This is a genomic window from Teichococcus rhizosphaerae (assembly GCF_002631185.1).
In the GTDB taxonomy this organism is placed as follows: domain Bacteria; phylum Pseudomonadota; class Alphaproteobacteria; order Acetobacterales; family Acetobacteraceae; genus Pseudoroseomonas; species Pseudoroseomonas rhizosphaerae.
The window spans coordinates 14,490-39,997 of sequence record NZ_PDNU01000003.1 but is presented as its reverse complement, the minus strand read 5'-3'; the positions used below and the strand labels follow the sequence as shown (position 1 = coordinate 39,997).

The 25,508-nt window shown below is 72.7% G+C and carries 24 protein-coding genes; 7 read left to right on the top strand and 17 right to left on the bottom strand.

Translation table 11 applies throughout. The features are described from left to right. Nucleotides 1–11: 11 nt before the first annotated feature. From CR162_RS02545 to CR162_RS02525, 5 genes are all read right to left on the bottom strand, one after another. Complete coding sequence (locus CR162_RS02545) at nucleotides 12–1,604, bottom strand: ABC transporter substrate-binding protein (protein ID WP_099093969.1); 1,593 nt, start codon at nucleotides 1,602–1,604, stop codon at nucleotides 12–14. A 117-nt stretch (nucleotides 1,605–1,721) separates the two neighbouring features. Then, nucleotides 1,722–2,615, bottom strand: a complete 894-nt coding sequence (locus CR162_RS02540; protein WP_245870091.1) for an ABC transporter permease — start codon at nucleotides 2,613–2,615, stop codon at nucleotides 1,722–1,724. 2 nt (nucleotides 2,616–2,617) lie between these two features. Continuing rightward, entirely contained in the window at nucleotides 2,618–3,559 is a 942-nt protein-coding gene (locus tag CR162_RS02535) for an ABC transporter permease (RefSeq protein ID WP_099093968.1), read from the bottom strand. Nucleotides 3,560–3,563: 4 nt separating this feature from the next. After that, nucleotides 3,564–5,228, bottom strand: a complete 1,665-nt coding sequence (locus CR162_RS02530; protein ID WP_099093967.1) for an amidohydrolase — start codon at nucleotides 5,226–5,228, stop codon at nucleotides 3,564–3,566. Next, nucleotides 5,225–6,001, bottom strand: a complete 777-nt coding sequence (locus tag CR162_RS02525) for a class II aldolase/adducin family protein (RefSeq protein WP_099093966.1) — start codon at nucleotides 5,999–6,001, stop codon at nucleotides 5,225–5,227. The genes CR162_RS02530 and CR162_RS02525 overlap by 4 nt, the downstream gene beginning before the upstream one ends. A gap of 331 nt (nucleotides 6,002–6,332) precedes the next feature. On the opposite strand from CR162_RS02525, the gene CR162_RS02520 reads away from it, so the two are divergent. After that, nucleotides 6,333–7,952: an ABC transporter substrate-binding protein gene (locus CR162_RS02520; protein WP_245870090.1), complete on the top strand. Its 1,620-nt coding sequence runs from the start codon at nucleotides 6,333–6,335 to the stop codon at nucleotides 7,950–7,952. A gap of 61 nt (nucleotides 7,953–8,013) precedes the next feature. On the opposite strand, the gene CR162_RS02515 is transcribed toward CR162_RS02520, so the two are convergent. The 3 genes from CR162_RS02515 to CR162_RS02505 all read right to left on the bottom strand — a co-directional run bounded on the left by CR162_RS02515 (nucleotide 8,014) and on the right by CR162_RS02505 (nucleotide 10,695). Continuing rightward, nucleotides 8,014–8,784 (bottom strand): class II aldolase/adducin family protein, encoded by a 771-nt coding sequence (locus CR162_RS02515; protein ID WP_099093965.1) that lies wholly within the window; start codon nucleotides 8,782–8,784, stop codon nucleotides 8,014–8,016. Continuing rightward, complete coding sequence (locus CR162_RS02510) at nucleotides 8,784–9,719, bottom strand: 2-hydroxyacid dehydrogenase (RefSeq protein WP_099094284.1); 936 nt, start codon at nucleotides 9,717–9,719, stop codon at nucleotides 8,784–8,786. Before CR162_RS02510 ends, CR162_RS02515 begins: the two co-directional genes overlap by 1 nt. 217 nt (nucleotides 9,720–9,936) lie before the next feature. Continuing rightward, nucleotides 9,937–10,695, bottom strand: coding sequence for a hypothetical protein (locus CR162_RS02505; RefSeq protein WP_099093964.1), 759 nt, complete (start codon nucleotides 10,693–10,695; stop codon nucleotides 9,937–9,939). 59 nt (nucleotides 10,696–10,754) lie between these two features. On the opposite strand from CR162_RS02505, the gene CR162_RS02500 reads away from it, so the two are divergent. Then, nucleotides 10,755–12,365, top strand: a complete 1,611-nt coding sequence (locus tag CR162_RS02500; RefSeq protein WP_099093963.1) for a DUF697 domain-containing protein — start codon at nucleotides 10,755–10,757, stop codon at nucleotides 12,363–12,365. Between the two features lie 45 nt (nucleotides 12,366–12,410). Here the strand turns inward: CR162_RS02500 and CR162_RS02495 are convergent, their stop codons facing one another. Further along, nucleotides 12,411–13,241, bottom strand: coding sequence for a sulfite exporter TauE/SafE family protein (locus CR162_RS02495; protein ID WP_099093962.1), 831 nt, complete (start codon nucleotides 13,239–13,241; stop codon nucleotides 12,411–12,413). Between the two features lie 86 nt (nucleotides 13,242–13,327). On the opposite strand from CR162_RS02495, the gene CR162_RS02490 reads away from it, so the two are divergent. Then, a complete protein-coding gene (locus tag CR162_RS02490) occupies nucleotides 13,328–14,104 on the top strand; it encodes a sulfite exporter TauE/SafE family protein (RefSeq protein WP_099093961.1) in 777 nt (258 codons plus the stop codon). Beyond that, nucleotides 14,101–14,826: a cysteate racemase gene (gene cuyB, locus CR162_RS02485; RefSeq protein WP_245870089.1), complete on the top strand. Its 726-nt coding sequence runs from the start codon at nucleotides 14,101–14,103 to the stop codon at nucleotides 14,824–14,826. Before CR162_RS02490 ends, cuyB begins: the two co-directional genes overlap by 4 nt. A gap of 30 nt (nucleotides 14,827–14,856) precedes the next feature. Here cuyB and CR162_RS02480 read toward each other — a convergent pair whose 3' ends face one another. Further along, nucleotides 14,857–15,375, bottom strand: a complete 519-nt coding sequence (locus tag CR162_RS02480) for an ankyrin repeat domain-containing protein (protein ID WP_099093960.1) — start codon at nucleotides 15,373–15,375, stop codon at nucleotides 14,857–14,859. 171 nt (nucleotides 15,376–15,546) lie between these two features. On the opposite strand from CR162_RS02480, the gene ggt reads away from it, so the two are divergent. Continuing rightward, entirely contained in the window at nucleotides 15,547–17,250 is a 1,704-nt protein-coding gene (gene ggt, locus CR162_RS02475; protein WP_099093959.1) for a gamma-glutamyltransferase, read from the top strand. An 80-nt stretch (nucleotides 17,251–17,330) separates the two neighbouring features. Here ggt and CR162_RS02470 read toward each other — a convergent pair whose 3' ends face one another. The 3 genes from CR162_RS02470 to CR162_RS02460 form a co-directional block, all read right to left on the bottom strand. After that, nucleotides 17,331–17,570, bottom strand: coding sequence for a hypothetical protein (locus tag CR162_RS02470; protein WP_099094282.1), 240 nt, complete (start codon nucleotides 17,568–17,570; stop codon nucleotides 17,331–17,333). Nucleotides 17,571–17,797: 227 nt separating this feature from the next. Continuing rightward, nucleotides 17,798–18,871 carry a tartrate dehydrogenase gene (locus CR162_RS02465; protein WP_099093958.1) on the bottom strand — a complete coding sequence of 358 codons (1,074 nt, stop codon included), beginning with the start codon at nucleotides 18,869–18,871 and terminating at the stop codon, nucleotides 17,798–17,800. A gap of 198 nt (nucleotides 18,872–19,069) precedes the next feature. Next, nucleotides 19,070–20,002 carry a mitochondrial fission ELM1 family protein gene (locus CR162_RS02460; protein ID WP_099093957.1) on the bottom strand — a complete coding sequence of 311 codons (933 nt, stop codon included), beginning with the start codon at nucleotides 20,000–20,002 and terminating at the stop codon, nucleotides 19,070–19,072. A gap of 54 nt (nucleotides 20,003–20,056) precedes the next feature. On the opposite strand from CR162_RS02460, the gene CR162_RS02455 reads away from it, so the two are divergent. After that, nucleotides 20,057–20,767 (top strand): orotate phosphoribosyltransferase, encoded by a 711-nt coding sequence (locus tag CR162_RS02455; protein WP_099093956.1) that lies wholly within the window; start codon nucleotides 20,057–20,059, stop codon nucleotides 20,765–20,767. Between the two features lie 28 nt (nucleotides 20,768–20,795). Here the strand turns inward: CR162_RS02455 and CR162_RS02450 are convergent, their stop codons facing one another. Genes CR162_RS02450 through CR162_RS02440 form a run of 3 tightly spaced genes read right to left on the bottom strand, consistent with a single transcriptional unit; the run spans nucleotide 20,796 to nucleotide 24,254 of the window. Beyond that, nucleotides 20,796–21,620 (bottom strand): ABC transporter permease, encoded by an 825-nt coding sequence (locus tag CR162_RS02450; protein WP_099093955.1) that lies wholly within the window; start codon nucleotides 21,618–21,620, stop codon nucleotides 20,796–20,798. Beyond that, nucleotides 21,617–22,552, bottom strand: a complete 936-nt coding sequence (locus tag CR162_RS02445) for an ABC transporter permease (protein ID WP_099093954.1) — start codon at nucleotides 22,550–22,552, stop codon at nucleotides 21,617–21,619. Before CR162_RS02445 ends, CR162_RS02450 begins: the two co-directional genes overlap by 4 nt. A gap of 7 nt (nucleotides 22,553–22,559) precedes the next feature. Beyond that, the gene (locus CR162_RS02440) at nucleotides 22,560–24,254 is read right to left on the bottom strand and encodes a peptide ABC transporter substrate-binding protein (RefSeq protein ID WP_099093953.1); all 1,695 of its coding nucleotides are present in this window, start codon (nucleotides 24,252–24,254) and stop codon (nucleotides 22,560–22,562) included. A gap of 93 nt (nucleotides 24,255–24,347) precedes the next feature. On the opposite strand from CR162_RS02440, the gene CR162_RS02435 reads away from it, so the two are divergent. Continuing rightward, nucleotides 24,348–24,761 (top strand): DUF4345 domain-containing protein, encoded by a 414-nt coding sequence (locus tag CR162_RS02435; protein ID WP_099093952.1) that lies wholly within the window; start codon nucleotides 24,348–24,350, stop codon nucleotides 24,759–24,761. A 19-nt stretch (nucleotides 24,762–24,780) separates the two neighbouring features. Here the strand turns inward: CR162_RS02435 and CR162_RS02430 are convergent, their stop codons facing one another. Next, entirely contained in the window at nucleotides 24,781–25,452 is a 672-nt protein-coding gene (locus CR162_RS02430) for an IclR family transcriptional regulator (RefSeq protein ID WP_176559686.1), read from the bottom strand. Nucleotides 25,453–25,508 lie beyond the last annotated feature (56 nt).

Below are 25,508 nucleotides of genomic sequence, written 5' to 3'. Positions count from 1 at the left end.
CTATGCCCGGTTCAGCGCGTCAGCCGCAGGTCGAGGCCCTTGTAGAGGCCAGCGCCGTAGATGCCGTGCGCGCGGGCGCCCTCCACCCGCTGCGCGGCGGCGACGTAGAGCTTCTCCCGCGCGATCGGGAACCAGACATTGTTGCGGGTGGCGATCTGCTGCACCTCGGCGATGGCCTTGGCGCGCTCCTCGGCCGAGAGCGCGGTCTTGGCGGTGGCGAGCAGCTTGTTGGTCGCCTCGTCGTTCCAGTTCATGCGGTTCGGCGTGGGGCGGTTGGCGCCGTCGAAGTAGAGCGCGAAGCCGTCGGTGGCCGAGATATAGGGGTAGGACATCACGAAGCTGTCGAACTCCTGCGTCGCCAGCTTGCCCCACGCCACCGTCGCGTCCCAGAGCTGGATGCGCAGGTCGATGCCGACGCGGCGCAGGTCGGCCTGCATCGCCTCCGTCATGCGGCGCCACTCGGCGGACTGGATGCCATAGACGTTGAAGGAGGCGCGCTGCCCGTCCTTTTCGCGGATGCCGTCCGCGCCCGGCTTCCAGCCGGCCTCGTCCAGCAGCTTCTTCGCCGCCTCCAGGTCGAACTGCGGCATCAGCTTGGCCGCCTCGGCGTCATAGCCCAGGGTGTTGGGGTTGACATAGGCGTCGGCCGGGTCGGCGGCGCCGAAGAACACGGCCTTGACCAGCGCGTCGCGGTTCACCGCCATGTTCACGGCCTGGCGGATGACGGGGTCGCTGACCACCGGCTTGTCCACCTTGAAGCCCAGGAAGAAGTCCCAGAAGTAGTTGGGCTGGGTGGAGACCTTCACCGTCGGCACGCGCTGGAGCTGCGCCACCGCGAAGGGCGGGATGTACTGGGTGATGTCGCCCTGGCCGGTCTGCAGCGCGGCGAGGCGGGTGTTGGCCTCGGGGATGATGCGCCAGATCACCTTGCCGATCTGCGGGCTGCGGTTCTGGTAGACCGGCGGGCCCCAGTTGTAGTTGGGGTGCTTGGTCAGCACCAGGTCCTGGCGCGGCGTCCAGGACTGCCAGCAATAGGGGCCGGTGCCGTTGAAGCCCTGCACGCCGAAATTGGCGCCGAGCTTCTCCACCGTGTCCTTGTCCACGATCGAGGCGAAGAACAGGGAGAGCTGGTAGAGCAGCTCGCCAAAGGGCTCGGTCAGCTCGTACTCCACCGTGTAGTCGTCGGTGGCACGGACCTCCTTGATGGGGCCGGCGCGCCACTTGACGGGGCTGCGCGTCTCGGGCGCCACCCAGCGGTTGATGGAGTAGACCACGTCGGCCGCCGTCATCTTCTTGCCGTCGCAGAACGTCACGTCCCGGCGCAGCTTGAAGGTATAGAGCTTGCCGTCCTCGCTCACCGTCCAGCTCTCGGCGAGGCCCGGCTTCAAGGTCTTCTGGTCGAAGTCGAGCGAGACCAGCGTGTCGGACATCATGTAGATGACCTCGCCGGCGCTGCGCGCGGTGGAGCGGGCGGGATCGTAGCGGTCGGCGTCGTATTCGCGCAGCACCACCAGCGTGTCGCGCGGCGCGGCCTGCGCCAGCGCATCCGCTACCGGGACGGTCGCGGCCAGCGACAGCAGCGCGGCCCCCAGGGTCTTCTTCATCACTCTCTCCCATCGGCCCGCGCTCGCGGCGGGCCTGTTATCCGAAGCCTCCGGCCCGGCACGCAGGCCAAGGCCGCCTTGAAAGCCGGACGCGCCGGCGCTCAGACCCGCAGGCGCTCAGACCCGCAGGCGCGGGTCCAGCGCGTCGCGCAGCGCGTCGCCCAGCACGTTGAAGGCCAGCACCACCACGAAGATCAGCACGCAGGGGATGACCGCGATGTGCGGGGCGAAGAACAGGAAGTTGCGCCCTTCCGAGGCCATCGCCCCCAGCTCCGCCACCGGCGGCTGCGCGCCGAGGCCGAGGAAGGACAGCGCCGAGCCGAGCAGGATCACCTGCCCGAAGCGCAGCGTGGCGAAGACGAAGATTGGCGACAGGCAGTTGGGTGCCAGGTGGCGCAGGATCAGCCGGGCATCGTTCATGCCGGTGGCGCGCGCCGCCTCGATGTAGTCCTGCCGCATGATGACCAGCGCGGCGCCGCGCACGATGCGCGCCATCAGCGGCACCGTGGCCACCGAGAGGGCCAGCACCACCGCCGGCACGCCGGGGCCGAAGATGGCGGCGATGGCGAGGCCGAACAGGATGGCGGGGAAGGACAGCAGCACGTCCATCAGCCGCATCAGCAGCCCGTCGATCCGCTTGTAGTAGGCGGCGGCGAAGCCCACCAGCGCGCCCACGCCGCCGCCCAGCAGCACCGAGGCCAGGCCCATCAGCATGGTGATGCGCAGCCCGAACAGCAGGCGGGTGATCATGTTCCGCCCCTGGCTGTCGGCGCCGAGCGGCAGGCCCTCCGTGCCGGGCACCGCCATGGCGTTGGCCAGGTCGTTGTCATAGGGGTCGGTCGGCGCCAGCCACGGGGCAAGCAGCGCCGCCAGCACCAGCGCCACCACGAGAACGAAGGCGATGGCCGCCACCGGCTCGCGCAGCAGCCGCTTCATCAGCCCCGGGCGACGCGGCGCCACGGGCGAGACCGGCGTGACGGCGCTGGCCGCCACGGAATTCGCGCCGGCCATGCTCAGCCTCCACGCATGCGCGGATCGAGCGCCACATACAGCACGTCGACCACGAGATTGACGAGAATGAAGCCCAGTGAGAGCACGATGATGGTGCCCTGCGCCATCGGGAAGTCGGAGGACAGGATGGCGCCCACCGCCAGCCGGCCGACGCCGGGCCAGGAGAACACCGTCTCCGTCACCACCGCGCCGCCGAGCAGGAAGCCGATCTGCAGGCCGATCAGGGTCACCACCGGGATGAGCGCGTTGCGCAGCGCGTGGTGCAGCACCACGGCGCGCTCGGTCAGGCCCTTGGCGCGGGCGGTGCGCACATGCTCGGCGCCCAGCACCTCCAGCACGGCGGTGCGCGTCATGCGCGCCACGGGGGCGATGAACACGCCGCCGAGCGTCAGCGCCGGCAGCGCGATGGACTGCCAGCCCTCCACCGTCCAGAGCGGCCCGCCGCGCCCGGTGAAGGGCAGCCACTGCCACTGGAAGCCGACCACCCAGATCAGCATCAGGCCCAGGAAGAACACCGGCACCGAGCCGCCCGCCACCGAGAGCGCGGTGACGAAGCGGTCCAGCACCGAGCCGCGCCAATAGGCGGCGATGGTGCCGAGGGCGATGCCGATCGGGATCGACCAGAACAGCGAGGCGAACATCAGCTCCAGGGTCGGGCCGATGGTGCCGCCCAGCTCCTGCGTGACGGCCACGTTGTTGATGATGGAGACGCCGAGGTCGCCCTGCAGCAGGCGCCACAGATAGATGCCGAACTGCACGTAGAGCGGCTGGTCGAGGCCCAGCTCGCGCCGGATCTCCTGGACCAGCTCGGCGGAGGCTGTGGGGCCGGCGCGGACGATGGCGGGGTCGGTCGGCACCACCTGCATCAGCAGGAAGCCGATGAGCAGCACCCCGAACATCACGGGCACCGTCATCAGCAGGCGCTGGAAGACATGACGCAGCATGGTTCTAGTTCGCGGCTCCGGCCAATGCGGCGGCTTCGCCGTGGCGGTCGAAGATGACGCGCCCGCCACGGAAGGTGAGATCGGCCTGGGTGGTGAGGATCTCCTCCGGCGCGCAGGCCAGGAGGTCGCGCGAGAAGATGGCGATGTCGGCCTGCATGCCCGGCTCCAGCGTGCCGCGCTCGCCTTCGGCGAACTGGCTGTGCGCGCCGCACCAGGTGTAGCAGTGCAGCGCCTGCTCGGGCGTCAGCGTCTCGCCTTCGCCCAGCACGGTGCCCTTGGAGGTCTGGCGGGTGACCATGGTGAACAGGTTGATGAATGGATCGACGGTGCAGACCGGGCTGTCGGACGAGGCGGCCGGGTGGTGCCCCTCCTCCAGCCAGGTGCGCATCGGGTAGGCCACCTCGGCGCGCTCGCGCCCGAGGTTGCGGACGTAGAGGTCGCCGAACTCGTACATGAACACCGGCTGCGGCACCGGCAGGATGCCGTGCGCCAGCATGCGCCGCCGCTGCGCCGCGTTGAGGAAGCCGCAATGCTCGATGCGGTGGCGGCGGCCGGCAAGCGGCGCTTCCGCGCTGTCCGCCATCTCCATGGCCACCAGCACCTGCTCGATGGCGGCGTCGCCGATGGCGTGGATGTCGAGCTGCCAGCCCTGCCGGTGATAGTGGCCGAGCATCTCCTGCATCGCGGCATCGGGGAAGCAGAAGATGCCGGTGCCGCCGCCGGCGCTTTCCAGGTAGGGGTCGAAGAAGGCCGCCGTCAGGCCGCCGGCCGAGCCGTCGCCGAACACCTTCACCGCGCCCCAGGCCAGCATCTCGTCGGCCGTGGCGCCGGCCGAGACGTTGGGGCGCAGCCCCTCCTCCCAGGCCTGCCTGGCGATGCCCTCCGGGTTGCCCGCCAGCACCTGCCACATGCGCTGCCCGAGCCGCCCCTCGGCGCTCGCGCGCCGGTAGGCGGCGATCTCGGCGATGCCGGCCGTCATGCCGACATTCATGTCGCTCGCCGAGGCGAAGCCCAGCGCGGCGAGGTTCTGCCCCGCCTTCTCGATGGCGCCCACCATCTCCGCTTCGGAAGGCGGCGGCATGACGTCGCGCACCAGCCGCATCGCCCGCTCGGCGAAGAGGCCGGTCAGGCGGCCGCCCTTGCGCTCGATGGCGCCGCCCTCGGGGTTCGGCGTGTTGTGGCCGACGCCGGCGAGCTTCATCGCCATGCTGTTGGCCACGGCCACATGGCCGCAGGTGCGCGTCAGGAACACCGGATGGTCCGGCGCCACGCGGTCCAGCTCCTCGGCCAGTGGGTGGCGGCCGACATCCAGCTCGCCATGGTCGTAGCCGCGGCCCAGGATCCAGCCGCCCTTGGGCGTGTCGCGCGCGGCGGTGGCGACGCGCTTCAGCACCTCGTCCAGCGTGCGCACCTCGTCCTCGGCGCGCAGGTTCACCTGGCTGAGGCCGAGCCCATAGGGCAGCAGGTGCATGTGCGCTTCGTTCAGCGCGGGCGTGGCGACGCGGCCGCCGAGGTCGATGCGGCGCGTGGCGGCGCCGGCATGCGCCTCCACCTCGTCCGCCGCGCCCACCGCCAGCACGCGCCCGCCCTTGATGGCCAGCGCCTCGGCGAAGCCGTTCGCGAGGCCGCGGAAGATGCGGCCGCCGGTGATCAGGACATCCGCGCTCATGACCGCCAGTCCAGCTTGCTGCCTTCGATGAGCTGCAGCGCCGAGCCCCAGGCCCATTCGCTGTGCGCGAGGGAACGCTCCGGGTTGCCGTTGAACTGCGCGGCGGTCTTGAGGCGCACCTCCTCGGGGGGCAGCACCAGCTCGGCGCCGCCGGACAGGGCCGCCACCTGCGCCTGGCAGGCGCGCTCCAGGTAGTAGATCAGGTTGAACGCCTCGGGGATGCTGCGCCCGGCCACCAGCAGGCCATGGTTGCGCAGGATCATCGCCTTGTGCTGGCCGAGATCGGCCACCAGCCGGTCGCGCTCGTCGAGGTCCAGCGCGACGCCCTCATAGCCGTGATAGGCGAGGTGGCCGTAGAACTTCAGCGCGTGCTGGCTGATCGGCAGCAGGCCGTGCTTCTGGGCGGAGACGGCGATGCCGGCGGCGGTGTGGGTGTGCACCACGCAGAAGGCGTCCTCCCGCGCCATGTGCAGCGCGGAGTGGATGGTGAAGCCCGCCGCGTTCACCGGCTTGCTCTCGGCGTCGCCCTCGACGACGTTGCCGTCCAGGTCGATCTTCACCAGGTCGCTGGCGCGCATCTGGTCGAACAGCACGCCGTACTTGTTGATGAGGAAGTGGTGCTCCGGCCCCGGCACGCGCGCGCTGATGTGGGTGTAGATGAAGTCGGTCATCCGGAAATGCGCGACCAGCCGGTACAGCGCGGCAAGATCGCAGCGGATGCGCCACTCTGCCTCGGAACAGGCAAGGCGCGCGGGTGGCGTGGCGATGTTCATGACCAACTCCCCTCAGGTCGGGAGAATGTCAGCCGCCAGCGGCAGCAACGTCAACGGGGTGTAAGGATGTTTGCGGTGCAGCAAGAACGGCCCTGCCCGCACCGCAAGCAAATCCATGGGCCACGCGCCCGCTTCGCGGGCATTGCCATGCAGCGCAACAAGATCTCGCCGCGCGCCCTGCGATACCTGACCGGATAGACGAGGTTTGCCGCCCGCGCAAGGCGCCGGCCATGGCGGCGCTTTTGCCATTGTCCCGCTTCTGGCGCGTTTCGTGCAATCCTGCGCCGGCCGCGTGGCATTCCGCCATCCGCCGCGAAAAGGAGCCGAAGCCGTGCTGTCACGCTTCACCCGCCCCGCAGCCGCCTCCCTGCGCGCCGGCCTGCTCGCCGCCGCCGCCCTGGCGGCCCTGCCGGCCCCTGGCGCCGCGCAGGCCCAGCCGCCTTCGCGCGAGGCCACGCTGCGCATCGTGCTCAGCAACGAGCTGACCAGCATCGACCCCGTGCTGTCCACCGCCGCCTTCGTGCGCAACCACGGCTTCATGGTCTACGACCAGCTCTTCGCCGTGGACGGCAAGGGCGCGGCGCGGCCGCAGATGGTGGAAAGCCACGCCGTCTCGGCCGATGCCATGACGCACCGCTTCACCCTGCGCCCCGGACTTGCCTTCCACGACGGCACGCCGGTGCGCGCGGCGGATGCGGTGGCCTCCATCCGCCGCTGGGCGCAGCGCGACGTGGTGGGCCGGGCGCTCGCCGCCGCCACCGCCTCGCTCGAGGTGATCGACGAGCGCAGCTTCGAGCTGAAGCTGTCCCGCCCCTTCGGGCTGGTGACGGAGGCGCTGGCGCGCTCCACCGCCTCCGCCCTGTTCATCATGCCCGAGCGCGTCGCCAGCACGCCCGCCACCACCGCCATCACCGACGCCACCGGCTCCGGCCCCTTCATCCTGGACCGCGAGAACTGGCGCATCGGCGACCGCGCCATCTACCGCCGCAACCCCGCCTACCAGCCGCGCGCCGAGCCGGCGGACGGCCTGGCGGGCGGCAAGGTGGCGAAGGTGGAGCGGCTGGAATGGATCGCCATGCCGGACGCCTCGGTGGCGGCCAGCGCGCTGAGCAATGGCGAGATCGACTTCGTGGAGCATCCGGCGCCGGACCTGCTGCCGCTGCTGCAAAGGGCGCGCGGCGTCACGGTCGGGCTGATCAACCCGGTGGGCAGCATGGTGTGGCTGCGCATCAACCACACCCAGCCCCCCTTCAACGACCCGCGGGCGCGGCGGGCGCTGCTCCACGCCATCGACCAGAAGGAGGTGCTGCAGGGCCTCGGCATCCCGGCGGAGGACCAGGTGCCCTATTGCCCGTCCTACTTCATGTGCGGCACGCCGGTGGAAAGCAGCGCCGGCGCCGTGGGCCTGCGCGACCCCGATCTCGGCCAGGCGCGCGCCCTGCTGCGCGAGGCGGGCTATGACAACGGCCCCGTCGTCTTCCTCAACGGCGCCGACAACCCGCTCAACAACGGCTCCACCCTGGTGCTGGCCGAGCAGTTCAAGCGCGCCGGCATGAACATGGACGTGCAGACCCTGGACTGGGCCACCGTGACCGTGCGCCGCAACCGGCGGGAGGCGCCGGCCCAGGGCGGCTGGAACCTGTTCGTCACCATCGCCAACGCGCTGGACGCGGGCAACCCGCTCTCCAACCTCTATCTCGCAAGCCCCTGCGAGGGCGGGCTGACCGGCTGGCCCTGCGATCAGAAGCTGGAGGAGCTGCGCCGCGCCTGGTGGGAGGAGCCGGACGCCGCCAGGCGCGCGCCCCTGCTCGATGCCGTGCACGCCCGCGCCTATGAGGTGCTGCCCTACATCAATGCCGGGCAGTTCCGCACCAAGTCGGCCTGGCGCAGCAACCTCTCGGGCCTGCTGCCGGCGACAGTGCCGGTGTTCTGGAACGTCGAGCGCAAGTAGCGCGCGCCGCCCGGGGAGAAAGGGGGGCGCGCGCCGCCGCCCCCCCGGCAGACAGCCTGGCTCAGTCGCGGTAGTCCGGCTGCTCGCGGTCCATCTTCCGCTTCAGCGCCTGCCAGGGCAGCCAGCCCTTCACCGGGCTGTCCTTGGCCTGGGCGCGCACCCGCTCCACCATCTCGATGGGCGGCATGGAGAGCGGCACGCCGGTGGACTGCGCCGCCACCTGGATGCGGCAGGACTGCTCCAGGTAGTACATCCAGTAGAACGCCTCGCCCACGGTGCGGCCGATGGTCAGCAGCCCGTGGTTGCGCAGGATGAGGCAAGGCCTGTCGCCCAGGTCTCGCACGATCCGCTCGCGCTCGGAAAGGTTGTCGTCGGCGGCGATGCCTTCGTATTCGTGGATCGCCACCCGGTCGTGCAGCTCCATGTTCATCTGGTTCAGCGGCAGCAGCCCGCCGGCCTGGGCCGCCACCGTCATGCCGGCCAGGGTGTGGGTGTGCATCACGCATTGCGCCCGCTCCACCGCCCGGTGCACCGCCGAGTGGATGACGAAGCCCGCCGGGTTCACCGGCCAGCGCGTGTCCTGCAGCGGCTCGCCCTCGGCATCCACCGCCACCAGCGAGGAGGCGGTGATCTCCTCGAACAGCAGGCCGTAGGGATTGACCAGGAAGCGGTGCCCCTCGCCGGGGATGCGTACCGAGAGATGGGTATAGACGAGATCCGTCATGCCGAAATGCGCCAGCAGCCGGTAGGCGCAGGCGAGGTCCTCGCGCAGCTCGCGCTCGGTGAGCGGGCGGTCCGGGTCGGGGCGAGTGGGGGGCGGTGGCAGCGGCATCAGTAGCCTCGGTCGGGGTCATAGAGATTGGGCAGCGGCCGTCCCGCCTCATGCGCGGCGATGACCCCCGCGAAGTAGCGCGCCCGCTGCGGCCGGCTGGCCGTGGAGGCGACATGCGGCGTCACCGTGACCCTGGGGTGCGACCAGAGCGGATGGCCGGCGGGCAGCGGCTCCTCCTCGAACACGTCGAGCACGGCGCCCTCCAGATGCCCGGAATCGAGCGCGGCCAGCAGGTCCGGCACCCGGACATGCGGTCCGCGCCCGGCATTCACCAGCTCCGCCCCGCGTGGCAGCCGCGCCAGCAGCGTCGCATCGATCAGCCCCTCGGTTTCCGGCGTGGAAGGGAGCAGGCAGACCAGGATGTCCGTGCCGGCCAGGAACTCCGCCAGCTCGCCGGAGCCGGCGAAGCTCCGCACGCCGGGGATCTCTTTGCGCGAGCGCGACCAGCCGCGCACCGGGAAGCCCGCCGCCTGCAGCATCCGCGCCGCCTGGGCGCCGAGATTGCCGAGCCCCATGATGCCGACCGTGCGGTCGCTGGCGAGATGGCGCGTCTCGCGGTGGCGCCATTCCCCCGCCGCCTGCCCCAGCGCGAAGTGCCGCGCGTCCCGCAGCAGCGAGAGGCAGGACCAGAGGACATACTCGCCCATGCGCTGCGCCGTCGCCTCGCCCCCCATGCGCACCAGCGGCAGGTGGCGCGGCCAGGCCGGGTCGCAGGTGATGTGGTCGACGCCGGCGCCGGAGGAGAGCACCGCCTTCAGATTCGGCAGGCTGGCCAGCCAACCATGCCGCGGCTCCCACACCAGCGCGTAGTCCACCGCCTCGGGCGGCACGGCGGGGTCCTCCCACCAGCGCACGGTGATGCGCGGGTCCACCGCGCGGAAGCATTCCTGCCAGTCCGGCACGGCCTGCTCGCCGCCGGACTTCACCAGTAACATCACCACCTGTCGCCGATCCTCATCCGCTGCCCCAACTCCGCTGCGATGAGCGGAACCTGCGCTCCCCGCCCCGCCCGCGTCCAGTGGCCGCGCGCGGAAGGAGAGGCTTTTCGCGCGGCCGCGGCCCGGCCGGCGCCGGTCCTTTGTTCACACTGTCCAAGGCGGAGGCAGCGCCAGCCGCGGGCGGCCCCTGCCCGCGCGGCGCGGCGCCCGCCGTTCAGCCGGGCCGCAGCAGGCTGGCGCGCCAGTTGGTGGACAGCACGGCGTCCGTCAGCGCCGCCAGCGGGTAGAGCGCCACCGTCCAGGGGCTGGCGCCCGTATACGCCAGCAGGCCGGGATAGATGGCGAAGCGGTAGTAGAGCAGCGCCGCCGCCACCGGCAGCACCAGCAGCGCCACGCGCTCCAGCAGGTGGCGCAGCAGCATCGGTGCCAGGTGGTCGGCGAGCGCGAAGGCGGCGTGGTCGGGGCTGAGGCCGAGGCGCCGCTCCAGCGTGGCCAGCGCCTCGCGCAGCAGCGTGGCGGTGAAGCCGCCGCCCGGCAGGGCGCCGCGCAGGCGGTGGTGCCCGTCGCGGATCAGGTGGAACAGCACCAGCCGCGTCTGCTGGCGGGGCGGCAGCCGCGTCACCCACCAGAAGCGCAGATGCGGCGCCGAGAGATGCGCGGCCAGGCCCACGCCATAGGCCGTCCAGCCCAGGGCCCCGAGCACGACGACGCCCGTCGCGATCCGCTCCAGCTCCGCGGGCGCCATCAGCCAGACGGCCATGGCGTGCAGCCCCAGCAGCGCCGCCAGCAGCGCGAAGGACGGCCAGATGACGCCCACCACCTGCTCCACCACGGCGGCGTCCAGCAGGGCGCGGGCCAGCGGGCCGCTCAGCCCCTTGCCGTCCTCGAAGGCCTCGCGCAGCGGAGTGCCCCAGCGCGCCGCCACCCATTCCCCCAGCTGCCGCCCGGCGAAGCCCGCCGCGTTGTCCATCATGGCTGGCATCCTCGACCTTTGCGCGGAGTCTGATAGCGTCGCGCTCCAAGGCAAGACGCATGGACCCCTTCTCCACCCTTCTTCTCGACCTCACCGGCCTGTTCCTGTCCAGCCCCCGCGCCGCGCTGCGCCCGGTGGAGGCGGCGCTGCGCCGGCTGCGCCCCGATGCCCCCGGCGCCGCCACCCCCGACCAGATGGCCGCCGCCGTGGCGGAGCTGGCCAGGACGCTCGCGGCGGAGGGCCGCTTCGGCGAGCCGCAGGCCGACCTCGCCGCCACCGCGCTCCGCCGCGCCGGGAAGCCCGTGCCGGAGCGCGCCAGCGTGCCGGCGCTGGAAGCACTGGTGATCGAGGCGCTGGTGACCGAGGCGCTGGTGACCGAGGCGCTCGGGCCGGCGCCGGAGGAGCCGCTGGCCGCGCTGGCCCTGGCGGTGGCGCAGCTGCGCCAGCCGCGCCTGGCGCGCGCGGCCAGGGTGCGCATGGCGCCCGAAGCCCCCATCTTGGAGGCCCGGCCTGCCGCCGGAAAGGAGGGCACACTGGCCAGCGACGTGTTCCAGAGCATCACCGGGCTGATCGGGAACAACCCGTTCTTCCAGGAGTTCCAGAAGCATGCGGAGGAGGAGAAGCGGCGCATGGGGCGCGTGAACATCCTGGTGGCGGGCAAGACCGGCGCCGGCAAGAGCACGCTGGTGAACGCCGTGTTCGGCGAGGCGGTGGCGCGCACCGGCATGGGCCGGCCCGTCACGCAGGACATCGAATGGTACGAGCCGCCCCACCTCCCCGTGCGCCTGTGCGACACCAAGGGGCTGGAGATGGAGGGCTTCCAGGCCACCCTCGCGGCGCTGGAGGGCGAGATCGAGCGCGCCAACGCCACCGGCCGGTTCGACGACCGCATCCACATCCTCTGGCTCTGCATCAGCGAGCCCGGCACGCGGGTGGAGGAAGGCGAGCGCGCCGTGGCGCGGCTCTGCGCCCGGCACGGCATCCCGGCGGTGGTGATCCTGACCAAGGCGATCGGCCCGCGCGCCTTCCAGGAGACGGTGAAGCAGGAGATCCCCGAGGCGCGGCAGATCGTCCGCGTGCTGGCCGAGCCCTGGGACGACCGCCCGCCCTTCGGCCTCGACGACCTGATCCGCGTCACCGAGGCGGTGCTGCCGGAGGCGCGGCAGGCGGCCTTCATCGCGGCGCAGCGGGTGGATGTGGAGCGCAAGCGCCGGCGCGCGCTGAAGATCGCGGCCGGCGCCGCCGCCTCCGCCGCCGGCGCCGCCGCCGTGCCGATCCCGGTGGCGGATGCGGCGGGGGTGTTCGCGGTGAATGCCGGCATGGTCGCCGCCATCGCCGCCGCCATGGGCGTCTCGCTGGACCGCGACAGCACGCTGGCCCTGGCCGCGAGCCTGGCCGGCGCGCTGGCCACCTCGGCGGGCGGGCGGATGATCGCGGGGCAGGTGCTGAAGTTCATCCCCGGCATCGGCACGCTGGCCGGCGGCGCCGTCACGGCCGCGGTGGCCGGCAGCACCACCTATGGGCTGGGCTACGGCTTCACCGAGTATCTCTGCCGCTTCCACGCCGCGCGCGGCCACATGCCCGAGGGCGACGAGCTGCGCGAGGGCTTCCGCCGCTTCTGGGAAGGCTGGGGCGAGAAACAGAAGCCCCTCCCCCCTTCTCCCGGCTGACCGGGGCGGGGAAGGCGGCGGGAGCGTTTCCCGCCGCCGCCCTCGTCAGAAGAACAGCCCGTAGAACATCCGCACCGCCGTCACCGCCAGGAACACGGCGAAGGCGCGCTTGAGCGCCAGCGGCGGGATGGTGTGCGCCAGGTGCACGCCCCAGGGCGTGGCGATGATCGAGCTGGGCACGATGAGCGCGAAGCCCACCAGGTTGACGTAGCCCACCGAATAGGGCGGCAGGTCCGGCACCCCCCAGCCGCCGTAGAGGAAGCCCAGCGTGGCGGGGATCGAGATGATCAGCCCGAACACCGAGGAGGTGGCGACGGCCGAGCGGATCGGCGTGCCGAACATGGACAGGATGGGCACGCCCACCGTGCCGCCGCCGATGCCCATCATCGCCGAGACGGTGCCGATGAAGCCGCCGATGCCCCACAGCCCCGGGCCGCGCGGCGTGGTGTCGCGCAGTTTGAAGTCCACCCCCGTGAAGCCCATGTTGAGCGCCACCAGCAGCGCGATGGTGGCGAACACCGCCGAGAGCGCCTCGCCCCGCAGCCAGATGGCCAGCACGGTGCCCAGCACCACGCCGAGGATCATCGAGGGCCAGATCGCCTTGAGCAGCCCGGCGTCGATGGCGCCCCTGGCGTGGTGCTTGCGGGCCGAGACGATCGAGGTCGGGATGATGGTGGCGAGGCTGGTGCCGACGGCAAGCTTCATCTGCACCGCCTCGGGGATGCCCAGCAGCGGAAAGACGTTGAACAGCACCGGCACGATGACGATGCCGCCGCCGACGCCGAGCAGGCCCGCGAGCGTGCCGGAGAGCAGGCCGGTGATCGCCATCGCGGCGGCGAGACCCGCGAGCCAGAGCGGGTCGGACATGTGTTCCATGGGATGGGGACCTTGGCGGCAGGAAGGCGGAAGTGCACCCTCTGCTTACACCCCACCTCCGGCGCCGTCAGCCCGTGCCCCATTTCATGTCCCCTGCCACCGACCTGCTCATCACCGACCCCTGGTTCTATGCCCTGGCCGTGCCGGCGCTGCTGGTCACCGGCATCAGCAAGGGCGGCTTCGCCTCGGGGGGCGGCAACCTCTCGGTGCCGGCCATGGCGCTGCTGCTGCCGGCGCCGCAGGCGGCCGCCATCAGCCTCCCCGTGCTCTGCGCCATGGACCTCGCCGGCCTGCGCGCCTGGTGGGGGCGCTGGAGCCGGCGGGAGATGCTGGCCATCATCCCCGGCGGGCTGCTCGGCATCCTGCTCGGCAGCCTGGCCTTCGGTGCCATGAGCGACCGGATGACCAAGCTGATGGTGGGCGTCATCGCCCTCGCCTTCCTGGCGCGCACGCTGTGGCTGTCCCGCCGCGGCGGCCCGCCGGAGGCCGCCGCGCCGAATCGGCTGCGGGGCGGCTTCTGGTCCACCGTCTCGGGCTTCACCAGCACCATCGCCCATGCCGGCGGGCCGCCGCTGGCGGTCTATCTCTACCCGCTGCGGCTGGAGCGGGCGAAGCTCGCCGCGACCACGGTGGTGTTCTTCGGGGTGGTCAACTACGTGAAGCTGGTGCCCTATGGGCTGCTCGGGCAGCTCAGCCCGAGCAACCTGCTCACCAGCCTGGTGCTGCTGCCGCTGGCGCCCATCGGCGTGCGGCTCGGCGTCTGGCTGCAGGGGCGCATCAGCGACAAGGTGTTCTATCGGGTGATCCACGTTCTTCTGGCGGCCACCGGCCTGAAACTGGTCTCGGACGGGCTCGGGCTGTGAGCGGCGCCTCCCCCTCCGGCAGCCCGGTGCTCGGCGTGCTGGGCGGCATGGGGCCGCTGGCCAGCGCCCAGTTCATGCTGCGGCTGACGCTGCTCACCCCGGCCGCGCGGGACCAGGACCACCTGCCCGCCATCCTGTGGTCCGACCCGCGCGTGCCGGACCGCACGGCGGCGCGCCTTGCGGGCGGCGAGGACCCGCTGCCCTGGCTGAACCGCGGCATCGCCGGGCTGGAGGCGGCGGGCTGCGGCGTCATCGCCATCCCCTGCAACACCGCCCATGGCTGGTACGAGGGGATGCGGGCGGCGACGCGCCTGCCCATCCTGCACATCGTCGATGCCGCCGCCGAGGAGCTGGCGCGGCAGGGCGTGGCGGGCGGGCGCATCGGCGTGATGGGCACGGCCGGCACGCTCGCCATGCGGCTCTACCAGGAGCGGCTGGAAGGGCGCGGCTATGACTGCATCGTGCCGGAGGAGGCGGAGATGCAGGCCCTCGTCTCCCCCGGCATCGCGCTGGTGAAGGCCAACCGCGTGGCCGAGGCCTACGCGCCGCTGGCCGAGGCCGCCACGCGCCTCAGGGCGCGCGGCGCGGCGGCGGTGGTGCTGGGCTGCACCGAGATCCCGCTCGGCATCCTGGCGGGGCCGCATGCCGAGATCGGGGTGCCGCTCATCGACACCATCGACGCGCTGGCGCTCTCGGCGCTGTGCTGGGCGGGGAAGCTGTAGAAGGCGGGGCCGAGGCCCACCTCCCCGGCTTCAGCCGCGCAGCAGGGCGGCCGCCTCCGCCGCCCCCATGGCCATCGCGGCCTGGGCGGCGGTGTTGCCCATGGCGTCGCGCGCTTCCCGGTCGGCGCCGGCCGCCAGGAGCTGCTCCACGATGGAAACGCGGTTGAACATCGCCGCCGTCATCAGCGCGGTGCGGCCGTCGGGGCCGCTGCCGTCCACCGCCGCGCCGTGCCGCAGCAGCAGCCCGACCACCGCCTCCGTGCCCTTGAAGGCGGCGCCGGCCAGCGGCGTCTGGCCGCGGTCGTTCAGGATGTCGGGGTCGGCGCCATGCTCCAGCAGCACCCGCACCGCCTCCGCGTGGCCGTGATAGGCCGCCAGCATCAGCAGCGTGTCGCCCTTGTCGTTGCGCAGGTTGGGCGGCAGGCCCTGGCCCAGCATCCGCTCCAGCACCTCCGCCTGGCCGGCGCGGGCGCACTGGAACATCTGCCCGGCGAAGGCGATCACCTCCTCGTCCATCGCGGGCGGGGCGGCGGGGTTGTCCTGTGTCATGGCGTGTGGCTCCTGTCCGGTGCGGGATAAGGGGCGCCGCACCCCCCTGGACAACCCCGCCCCATGGCGCGAGCCTGACCGGGAAGCTGACCGCCGGAGCCGTCCCGCCTTGCCCCATGCCCTTTCCTCCCCTCCCCGCCCGATCCCCGCCGCCCGCGCCGGAGTTGCGCCATGAGCGGCTGGAAGGACCGGGCCGGCAGCCCCTTCGCGCGCGAGAAGCAGCCGGCGCTGGCCAGCCGCGGCATGGTGGTGACCAACCACCCGGTGGCGTCGGCTGCGGGGGCGGAGATGCTGCTCGGCGGCGGCAACGCCATCGACGCCGCCATCGCCGCGCTGTTCACCCTCACCGTGGTGGAGCCGATGATGGTGGGGCCGCTCGGCGGCGGCATGGCGCATATCCGCCTGGCCGATGGCCGGCACCTGGTGCTGGACGGGATCTCCACCGCCCCCGCCGCGGCGCGGCCCGGCATGTACCGCACCGTCTCGGACACCCTGCCCGACTACCAGGAAACGGAGGGGCTCGAGAACAAGGTGGGCGTGCTGGCCATGGGCGTGCCCGGCGCGCTGGCCGGCTGGTGCAAGGCCCTGGCCGGGCACGGCACGCTGCCGCTCGACGAGGTGCTGCGCCCCGCCATCCGCGCCGCCGCCGAGGGCTTCCGGGTCACCCCCTACCTCACCGGCGCCATCCATGACGCGGCGGGCGACCTGGCGCGCGACCCCGGCCTCGCCGCCACCTTCCTGCCGGACGGCGCGCCACCCGCGCCGGGCACGCTGCTGCGCCAGCCCGCGCTGGCCGAATCGCTGCGGCTGATCGCCGAGGAAGGCCCCTCCGCCCTTTACGGCGGCGCGCTGGGCCGGGCGCTGGCCGCGCACATGGCGGCCTCGGGCGGGCTGATCACCCTGGCGGACCTGGAAGCCTACCGCGTGGCGGAGCGGGAGCCGGTGGTGGGCCATTACCGGGGGCACGAGGTGCTGTCGCCGCCGCCGCCCTCCTCCTCCGGCGTGCATGTGACGCAGATGCTGAACTTGCTGGAGGCCTACGACATCGCGGCCCTGGGCTCGGGCAGCGCGGCCACCATCCACCTGCTGGCCGAGGCGCTGAAGATGGCCTTCGCCGACCGCGGCGCCGCCACCGCCGACCCGGCCTTCATCCGGGTCCCGGTCGATCTGCTGACCAGCAAGGACTACGCCGCCACCCGCCGCGCGCTGCTGCGCGAGGACCTGGCGCAGGACTGGACCGCCGGTATCCCGCCCGGTGAAATCCTCGCCGAGTCGGCCAACACCACCCATGTCACGGTGGCGGATGCGGCGGGCAACATCGTCGCCTCCACCCAGACCATCAACAGCCTGTTCGGCGCCCGCTTCTCGGTCCCCGGCACCGGGCTGATCGCCAACAACTACATGTACAACTTCGACCCGCATCCGGGCCGGGCGCTGTCGGTCGCGCCGGGCAAGCGGGTCTTCACCTCCATGGCGCCGACCATCGTGCGCAAGGACGGCAAGGCCCTCTTCGCGCTGGGCCTGCCCGGGGGCCTGCGGATCTTCGGCTCTGCCATGCAGGCGGTGATCAACCTGATCGACCACGGCATGGAGCTGCAGGACGCGGTGGAGGCGCCGCGCATCTGGACGCAGGGCCACATGCTGGAGCTGGAGCCCACCGTCTCGCCGGAGGTGGATTCGCGGCTCGCGGCGCTGGGCCACCGCGTGCAGCGGGTGAAGCATATCGGCGGCGGCATGGGGGCGGTGCGCTTCCACGCAAACGGCATGATCGAGGGCGCCGCCTGCTGGCGGGCCGATGGCACGCCGGTCGGCATCTCCGGCGGGCTGGCGCGGCCGGATGTGCGCTTCAACCCGGATGTCGTGCTCCGGCGCTGAGCCGGCGGGGGCGCGGCCCGCGCGCCCATGAAAAAAGCCGCCCCTCGCGGGGCGGCTTCACCTTCCGGGCGCGTCCGCCCTCAGGGGCAGTCGCAGCCATCCGTCGGGCCGGAATCGCCCCGCACCACATGGTGGTCGATCCATTCGGAGACCAGCCGCCGCGCCTCGTTCACCGAGGCTTCCGGGTGGTGAATCCTGTACAGGGCCGTGCAGGCCCGGAAGGACGACAGGTCGTCATTCCCGGTTTCCCGCAATTCGCGATACGCAGTCACCACCGCCCGCTCGCAACGCCGGGTGATGTGGCTGAAATCGATGCCCATCCGCATAAACTCCTGCAGTTGCGAGAAAAATGAGAATTGCTCGCAACTCATCCCTCGCGATTTATAGTCTCATCTGAACAGGCGTTCAAGTTTCCTGTGCCCGTCCCGGCCGGCTTCGCGCTCCGCCAGGGAGCGGCGCGCCGGCCGGCCGCCCCCTGTTGTCGGGGCGTCCGGCCGCTCCGGCAAGCGTGGCTGATGCGGATTTCCGCCCGGCCACGCCTTCCGCCTCACCCGCCGGCGGCGATCGCCTGGGCCAGGGCGCGGCCCACATCCTCGGTGCCCGCCTGGCCGCCCAGGTCGCGCGTGCGCGGGCCGCCCTCGGCCAGCAGCTTCTCGATGCAGCGCAGGATGGCGTCCGCCGCCTCCTTCTCGCCCAGGTGCTCCAGCATCATCGCCCCCGACCAGATCTGGCCGATCGGGTTGCAGATGAACTTGCCGGCGATGTCCGGCGCCGAGCCGTGCACCGGCTCGAACATCGAGGGATGCGCCTTCTCGGGGTTGATGTTGGCCGAGGGCGCGATGCCGATGGAGCCCGCCACCGCCGGGCCGAGGTCGGACAGGATGTCGCCGAACAGGTTGGAGCCCACCACCACGTCGAACCAATCCGGGTGCTGCACGAAGTGCGCGCAAAGGATGTCGATGTGGAACTGGTCGGTGGTGATGCCGGGGTAGCTCTTGGCCATCTCGGCGAAGCGCTCGTCCCAGTAGGGCATGGTGAAGGTGATGCCGTTGGACTTGGTGGCGCTCGTCACCTTCTTGCGCGGCCGGGTCTGCGCCAGCTCGAAGGCGTATTTCAGCACGCGGTCCACGCCATGGCGGGTGAACACGCTTTCCTGGCTGACGAATTCGCGGGGCGTGCCCTCGAACATGCGGCCGCCGGAGGAGGAATACTCGCCCTCCGTGTTCTCGCGCACCACGTAGAAGTCGATGTCGGCCGGGCCGCGATTCGCCAGCGGCGTCTTGGTGCCGGGCATCAGCTTGCAGGGGCGCAGGCTGATATACTGGTCGAAGCCGCGGCGGATCGGGATCAGCAGGCCCCAGAGCGAGACATGGTCCGGCACGTCCGGCCAGCCCACGGCGCCGAGGAAGATGCTGTCGCTCTCCGCCAGCCGCTCCATGCCGTCCTCCGGCATCATGCGGCCGGTCTTCTTGTAGGTCTCGCAGGACCAGTCGTAATGGTCGAGCGTCAGGTCGAAGCCGAAGCGGCGCGCCGCGGCGTCCAGCACGCGCAGCCCTTCCGGCACGGTCTCCTTGCCGATGCCGTCCCCAGGGACGACGGCGATGCGATAGGATCGGGACATGGGCGGGCTTCCTCGGCGGCTGTCAACTGCCGACACAGTGCCGCCACCGCCGCGCCCCGGCAAGACGCCCAGGCGCCCCTTCCTTTCGCCTCCCCCTCCGCGGGCGCCATCCCCTGGGCCCGGCCCCCTGAGGCCCAGCTTCTCTGACCCAGCCCCTCAGGCCCAGCCCCTCAGGCCCAGCCCCTCAGGCCCAGCCCCTCAGGCCCAGCCGCGCAGCCGGATCGTGGCGGCGACGCGCGCCACCTCGTCCAGCGGCGCGCGGGCGAAGGGCTCCGGGGCATCGCGCAGCGGGCGGGCCTGGCCGGCGGCGTAGAGGCTTTCCCACAGCCGCCGGTGGCGCGGCGCGTCCGTGGTCTCGGCGATGTGGAGGGGTGCCGCGGTGGCCAGCGCCTCGCTCAGCATCGAGACCGAATCGCCCGTCGCCACGATGACGTCGGCCCAGGCGAGGTATCCGGCATAGGGGTTGGGGCCGGCGGCGCCCCAGGCGTGCAGCCGGTGCGGCGTGCCCGCCAGCGCCGCCTCCACCGCGCCCGCCGCCGCCATGCCGCTGCGCCGGCTGGTGGTGGCCAGCACGCTGCCGCCGAGGCCCGCCGCCTGCCGCGCCAGCCGCGCCGCGAGCGCCGGCGCCAGCCCCTCCCCGCGCACCGCGCCGCCCAGCAGCAGCGCCACGCGCGGCGCAGGCAGCGCCGCCAGCGCGGACCATTCGGCCCGTGCCTCGGCCAGGCGGCGCGGGCTCATCCGGTGGCAGGCGCCCAGGATGGGCAGGATGTTGGGCGCCTCGGGCGGCGCGTCGTGCCGGCCGATCACCAGCAGGTCGAACCCCGCCGCCCCAAAGCCGGGGCGCATGGCGTGCACCGTGCGCGCGCCGCGCCGCGCCAGCCAGCGCGCCACCGGCGCCGAGCGCCGCCCGGCGGAGAGCACCAGCCTCGGCCAGGGCGGCACGATGCCACGCCGCGCCGCGCCCCCGAGCCCGGCCAGGGTGGGCACCGGCCAGGGCAGCCGCGCGAGCGGCCCCCATTGCAGCGGAACGACGCGGAACGGCGCGTCCAGCCGCTCGGCGATGCCCAGCGCCTGCGCCGCCGTGCCGGCGCGCGGATCGGCCAGCACCCATACCGGGCCCGCATCCGTCATGGACGCGCCCGGCGGCTGGCGTTACGAACCGCCGCAAAAGGAGAAGCCCCTGCCATGCCCTCGACCCACGCCTCTGACTGGGACCGCGACGCCGCGCTCACCACCGCCCGCATCCTGCTGGAGATCAAGGCCGTCAATTTCCGGCCCGAGGAGCCCTACACCTTCACCAGCGGCTGGAAGAGCCCCGTCTACATCGACTGCCGCAAGATCATCTCCTTCCCCCGCGCGCGCAACCGCATCTGCGAGCTGGCGGTGGAGAAGATCGGCCGCCACATCGGCTACGAGACCATCGAGGCGGTGACGGGCGGCGAGACCGCCGGCATCCCCTACGCCGCCTGGATCGCGGACCGGATGATGGCGCCGATGTCCTATGTGCGGAAGAAGCCGAAAGGTTTCGGCCGCAACGCCCAGATCGAGGGCGACGTGCCCGAGGGCAAGCGCACCCTGCTGGTCGAGGACCTGACGACGGACGGCGCCAGCAAGATCCGCTTCGCCCAGGCGCTGCGCGACGCGGGGGCCATCTGCAACGACACCTTCGTGGTGTTCTTCTACGGCGTGTTCCCCGGCGGGCAGGAGCGGCTGAAGGAGATCAACCTCAACCTGCTGCACCTCGCCACCTGGTGGGACGTGCTGGAGGTGTGCCGCGAGCGCCCCTACTTCGCCGAGGGCGCGCTGAAGGAGGTGCGCAAGTTCCTGGAGGACCCGACGGGCTGGTCCAAGGCGCATGGCGGCATCGGCAGCGTCGAGGAAGCCAAGCCGACCTGAGGGCAGCGGGCAAGCGGCGGCGGGCGCCTCAGCGCCGCCGCGCCACCCCGTCCGCCACCAGCGCGCAGGCAGCCACCGCCAGCAGGATGGCCAGCCCCGGCCACACCGCCGCCAGCGGCGCCGCGAACACCGCCTCCTGCGCATTGGCCAGCATGTTGCCCCAGGACGGCACGGGCGGCTGGATGCCGAGGCCGAGGAAGCTCAGCACGCTCTCGGCCAGGATGGCGCCGGCCACGGCCAACGCGCTGGCCACCGCCACGGGCGCGGCGAGCCCCGGCAGCACGTGCCGCCACAGCACCCCCGCCTCCGTCACGCCGAGCGCGCGGGCGGCGCGCACATAGTCGCTGGCCAGCAGGGTGATGGCCGTGGCCCGCGCCAGCCGCGCCACCCCCACCCAGCCGAACAGCACCAGGATGCCGGTGATGCGCAGCATGTCGGTGGCGAGCGCCCCGCGCGGCAGGCCGAGCGCCGCCGGATCGACCGCCGCCAGCAGCACCAGGATGGGCAGCGCCGGCAGGGCCAGCAGCCCGTCGGCCAGGCGCATCAGCGCCGCGTCCACCCAGCCGCCGCGCCAGGCGGCGAGCAGGCCGATGGCGGTGCCGAGCAGCGCCGCCGCCAGCGCCGCCGCCACGCCGACGCCGAGCGAGACCCGCGCCCCGTGCAGCAGCCGCAGCAGCAGGTCCCGCCCCAGCTCGTCGGCGCCGAGCGGGTATTCGGCCGAGGGCGGGGCGTAGCGGGCGAACAGGTCGGGCGCGAAGGCGTCCCGCCCCGTCCATCCCTCCAGCAGGGGCGCGGCGATGGCGGCCAGCGCCAGCAGCGCGAGCAGCGCGAGGCCGAGGCGCAGCCGCGTCATCGCTCGCCGATCCGCGGGTCGAGCCAGCGCTGGGCGAGGTCGGCGGCCAGCGTCGCCAGCATCGTCACCAGCGCCACCAGCAGCAGCGCCAGGAGCGCCAGGTTGTAGTCGTTGCCCATCACCGAATCGTAGAGCAGCTTGCCCATGCCGGGGCGGGCGAACACCGTCTCGGTCACCAGCGCGCCGGACACCAGGGCGCCGGCATCCAGCGCCAGCAGGGTCAGCAGCGGCACGCCGGCGTTGGGCAGGGCGTGGCGCCACAGGATGCGCCCCTCCCCCGCCCCGCGCGCCCGGGCGCTGGTGATGAAGGGGCGGTGCAGCTCGGCGGAAAGGGCGGCGGCGGCATGGCGCGCATAGGCCGCCATCTGCCCGAAGGCGATGGTGGCCACCGGCAGCACCAGGAAGGGCCAGCCCGCCTCGCCCGGTGGCGGCGCGCCCCCGGCCGGCAGCCAGCCCAGCCACACGGCAAACAGGATGATCAGCAGGATGCCCAGCCAGAAGCCCGGCATGGCCTGGCCGAGCAGCGCCACCGCATCGACCAGGGGCGCCAGGCGCGGCCTGAGCGCGGCGAGCCCGCCCAGCGCCACCCCCGCCAGCGCCGCCAGCCCCACCGCGCTGCCCACCAGCACCAGGGTGGAGCGCAGGGCGGGCCACAGCACATCGGCCACCGGCTGGGCGTAGAGGCGGGAATAGCCCAGCTCGCCCCGCAGCAGCGCGCCGGCCCAGGCGAGGTAGCGGGCCATCAGCGGCTGGTCGAGCCCGTGCAGGGCGCGCAGGCGCGCGGCATCCTCCGCCGTCAGCCGCGGGTCGGACACCAGGGCGAGCGAGGCCGGGTCCCCCGGCATCAGCCCGATGGCGAACCAGGCGGCCAGCGACAGCAGCGCAAGCGTCAGCGCGATCTGCGGCAGGCGCAGCGCCACCATCCTCAGCATGGGGTTCTCAGCGCAGCCGCCACTCGGACACCCAGAGCGAGGAATAGTTCTGGTGCCCGGTGGGCCGCACGCCCTCCAGCCAGCGCGGCCAGACATGCGCGTCCGCCCGGTGCCAAAGCGGCAGGGCCGGCAGGTCGGTGGCGATGCGCCGCTGCAGCGCGGACCAGAGCGGGCGGCGCGCCTCCGGCTCCAGGGTCACGGGGATCTCCTCGATCAGCCGGTCCACCTCGGCGTCGCGGTAGCCGGTGTAGTTCTGGCCGGACCAGTTGCGCTCGGGGCGCGGGATCTCGTCGGAATGGAAGGTGGAGCGCGGCACGTTCTCCGGGCTGCTGATCCAGGCGAACATCGCCATGGCCCCGAAGCGCCGCTTGCTCACCGTCTCGCCGAAAAAGACGCGCGGCGGCTCGTTGCGGATGCGCGCCTCGACGCCCACCGCCTTCCACATCCCGGCCAGGATCTGCTGCACCTGCTCGCGCGAGCGGTTGCCGGCGGTGGTCATGAACTCCAGCGAGAGCCGCTCGCCGGCCGCGTTGCGGCGGATGCCGTCCGGCCCCGGGCGCCATCCGGCCTCCTCCAGCAGCGCGGCGGCCCGCGCCGGGTCGAAGGGGTATCCCGGCAGGCCATCGTCATACATCCGGTCGCGCGGGTGGACGCCGCCCTCGGCCACGGGCTGGCGGCCCTCGTAGAGCCGCTCGACGATCTGCCTGCGGTCGGCGGCGAGCAGCAGGGCCTGGCGCACGCGCCGGTCGGCGAGCAGCGGGTTGTCCAGGTTGAGGTCGATGTGCTCGTAGGTCAGGCCGGGGGTGAAGGCGAAGCGGAACCGCTCGCCGCTGCGCTTCTGCAGCGCCAGCGCCTGTTCCAGCGGCAGGCCCAGCTCGCCCGCGATCATGTCGAGCTGCCCGGCCAGGAGCTGCGCCTCCAGCGCCGCCGTGTTCTCCACCGTGCGGATGGCGATGCGCTCGAAGGGCGGCTTCGCGCCCGCCCAATGGGCATTGCGCTCCAGCGTCACCCCCGCCCCCGGCTGCACGGCGGCGATGCGGTAGGGGCCGTTCCACAGGCCGGGATTGGCGGTCTCGGTGTCGTAGGCGGTGCGGTTGCGGTAGCCCTGGCGGTCCGCCTCCCAGCGCGGCCGCTCGATGCGCGCCGGCAGCGGCTGGAAGTCGCCGAGGGAAGCGAAGTCGTAGGTCACCTTGTCCAGCCGCAGCGTGACGGTGCGCGCATCGACGACGATCAGCTCATAGGCCGAGCGGTAGAACTCGGCGGGGCCGAAGCCCGTCTCGAAGGCGCGCCCCGCTTCCCAGGCGAAGCGCAGGTCCTCGGCGGTGACGGGCGTGCCGTCGGCCCATCTCTCGCCCTCGCGCAGGCGGTAGGTCAGGCGCAGGCCGGGCTTGCCATCCGGCGTCGTCTCCCGCGCCGCGTCGCCGTTCCCGAAGCTCGGCAGCCGCTCGCAGGAGAGGCAGGCGAGCGCCCAGTCCGCGTCATAGGCGGTGACGGGGCGGCGGACGAAACCCAGGATGTAAGCCTTGGCCGCCATGCTCTCGATGTTGGGGTGGAAGGTGCCGGGATACTGGTTGATGCCGATGGTCAGCAGCGGCCGCGTGGCGGAAGGTGCCGGCGCCTGCGCCATGGCGGGCACCGCCGCGAGGGAGCCGGCCAGCACCGCCGCCAGGGTTCTCGGCACGCCGCATCCGCCATCGCCCATCCGGCCGCTCCTGTCCCGTTGCGTGACGCGGCAACCGGGTGCGGTGCCGCGGCCTTCTGCGTAGCGAAACCGCGCACGGAACGCCAAGCCCCAATGACTTCCCGACATCACCGCATGCTGCTGCGCGCCGCCGTGGCGCTGGGCGGCCTGGTGCCCGTCGCCGCCGGCCTGACCGGCCTGCTCTTCGGCCTCGACATGCTGCCCGCCTCCGAGGCGCCGCCCCTGCTGCGCGCGGTCGCGCTGGACAGCCACTACCGCTACCTGTCCGGCCTGCTGCTGGGCATCGGCCTCGGCTTCTGGAGCACGCTGCGGCGGATCGAGGAGCAGGGGCCGCGCTTCAGGCTGCTCACCGCCATCGTGGCGCTGGGCGGGCTCGGGCGGCTGCTGGGGCTGGCGGTGCAGGGCGCGCCGCCGGCGCCCATGCTGTTCGGGCTGGGGATGGAGCTGGTGGTGGCGCCCCTGCTCTGCCTCTGGCAATGGGCCGTGGCGCGGATGGAGCGGGAATGAGCGCCTCCCTTTTCGCGCCTCACCCGCCCAGCAGCGCCGTCAGCCCCGCCGCCTCGCGCCGCACCGCCTCCTCCAGCGGCGCGCGGTAGCGGGCGTCGCGCAGCCGCGTCGCGGTGCCGGACAGGCAGAGCGCGCCGAGCAGCAGCCCCTGGCTGCCGCGCACCGGCGCCGCGATGGCCGCCAGCTCCGGGTCCCGCTCGCCGATGGTGACCGAGAGCCCGTCCGCCGCGCCGCTCAGCACATGCCCGGCGGCGCCGCGATACAGCGGCAGCAGCGAGCCGGGCGGCACTTGGTCGCGCGCCGCGTGGCGCCCCTCCTCCCGCAGCAGGCAAAGGCGCGCCTCGCCCTCGCGGACGTAGAAGCTGGCGCTTTCCCCCGTTTCCGCCACCAGCCGGCGCAGCACGGGCGGCACCAGCTCGCGCAGCAGGGTGGTGCCGCTCTGGGCGCGCAGCCCGAGGCCGACCAGCGCCGGGCCCAGCCGCCAGCGCGCCTCCGCCCCCGGCCGCACCAGCATCCGCGCGCGTTCCAGCGAGGCGATCAGCCGCAGCAGCGTGCTCTTGTAGAGCCCGGTGCGGCGGGAAAGCTCGGCCAGGGTCAGCCCCGCATCGCCGGCCTCGAAGGCGAAGAGGATGGACAAGGCGCGATCGACCGCGCCCACGCCTTCGGCGGGTGCTTCCGGCTTGACCGGCATGCGGGGCTTCTCCATGCTTGCAGGCAGAACGATATTCTGTCTGACGGAACGAAGCC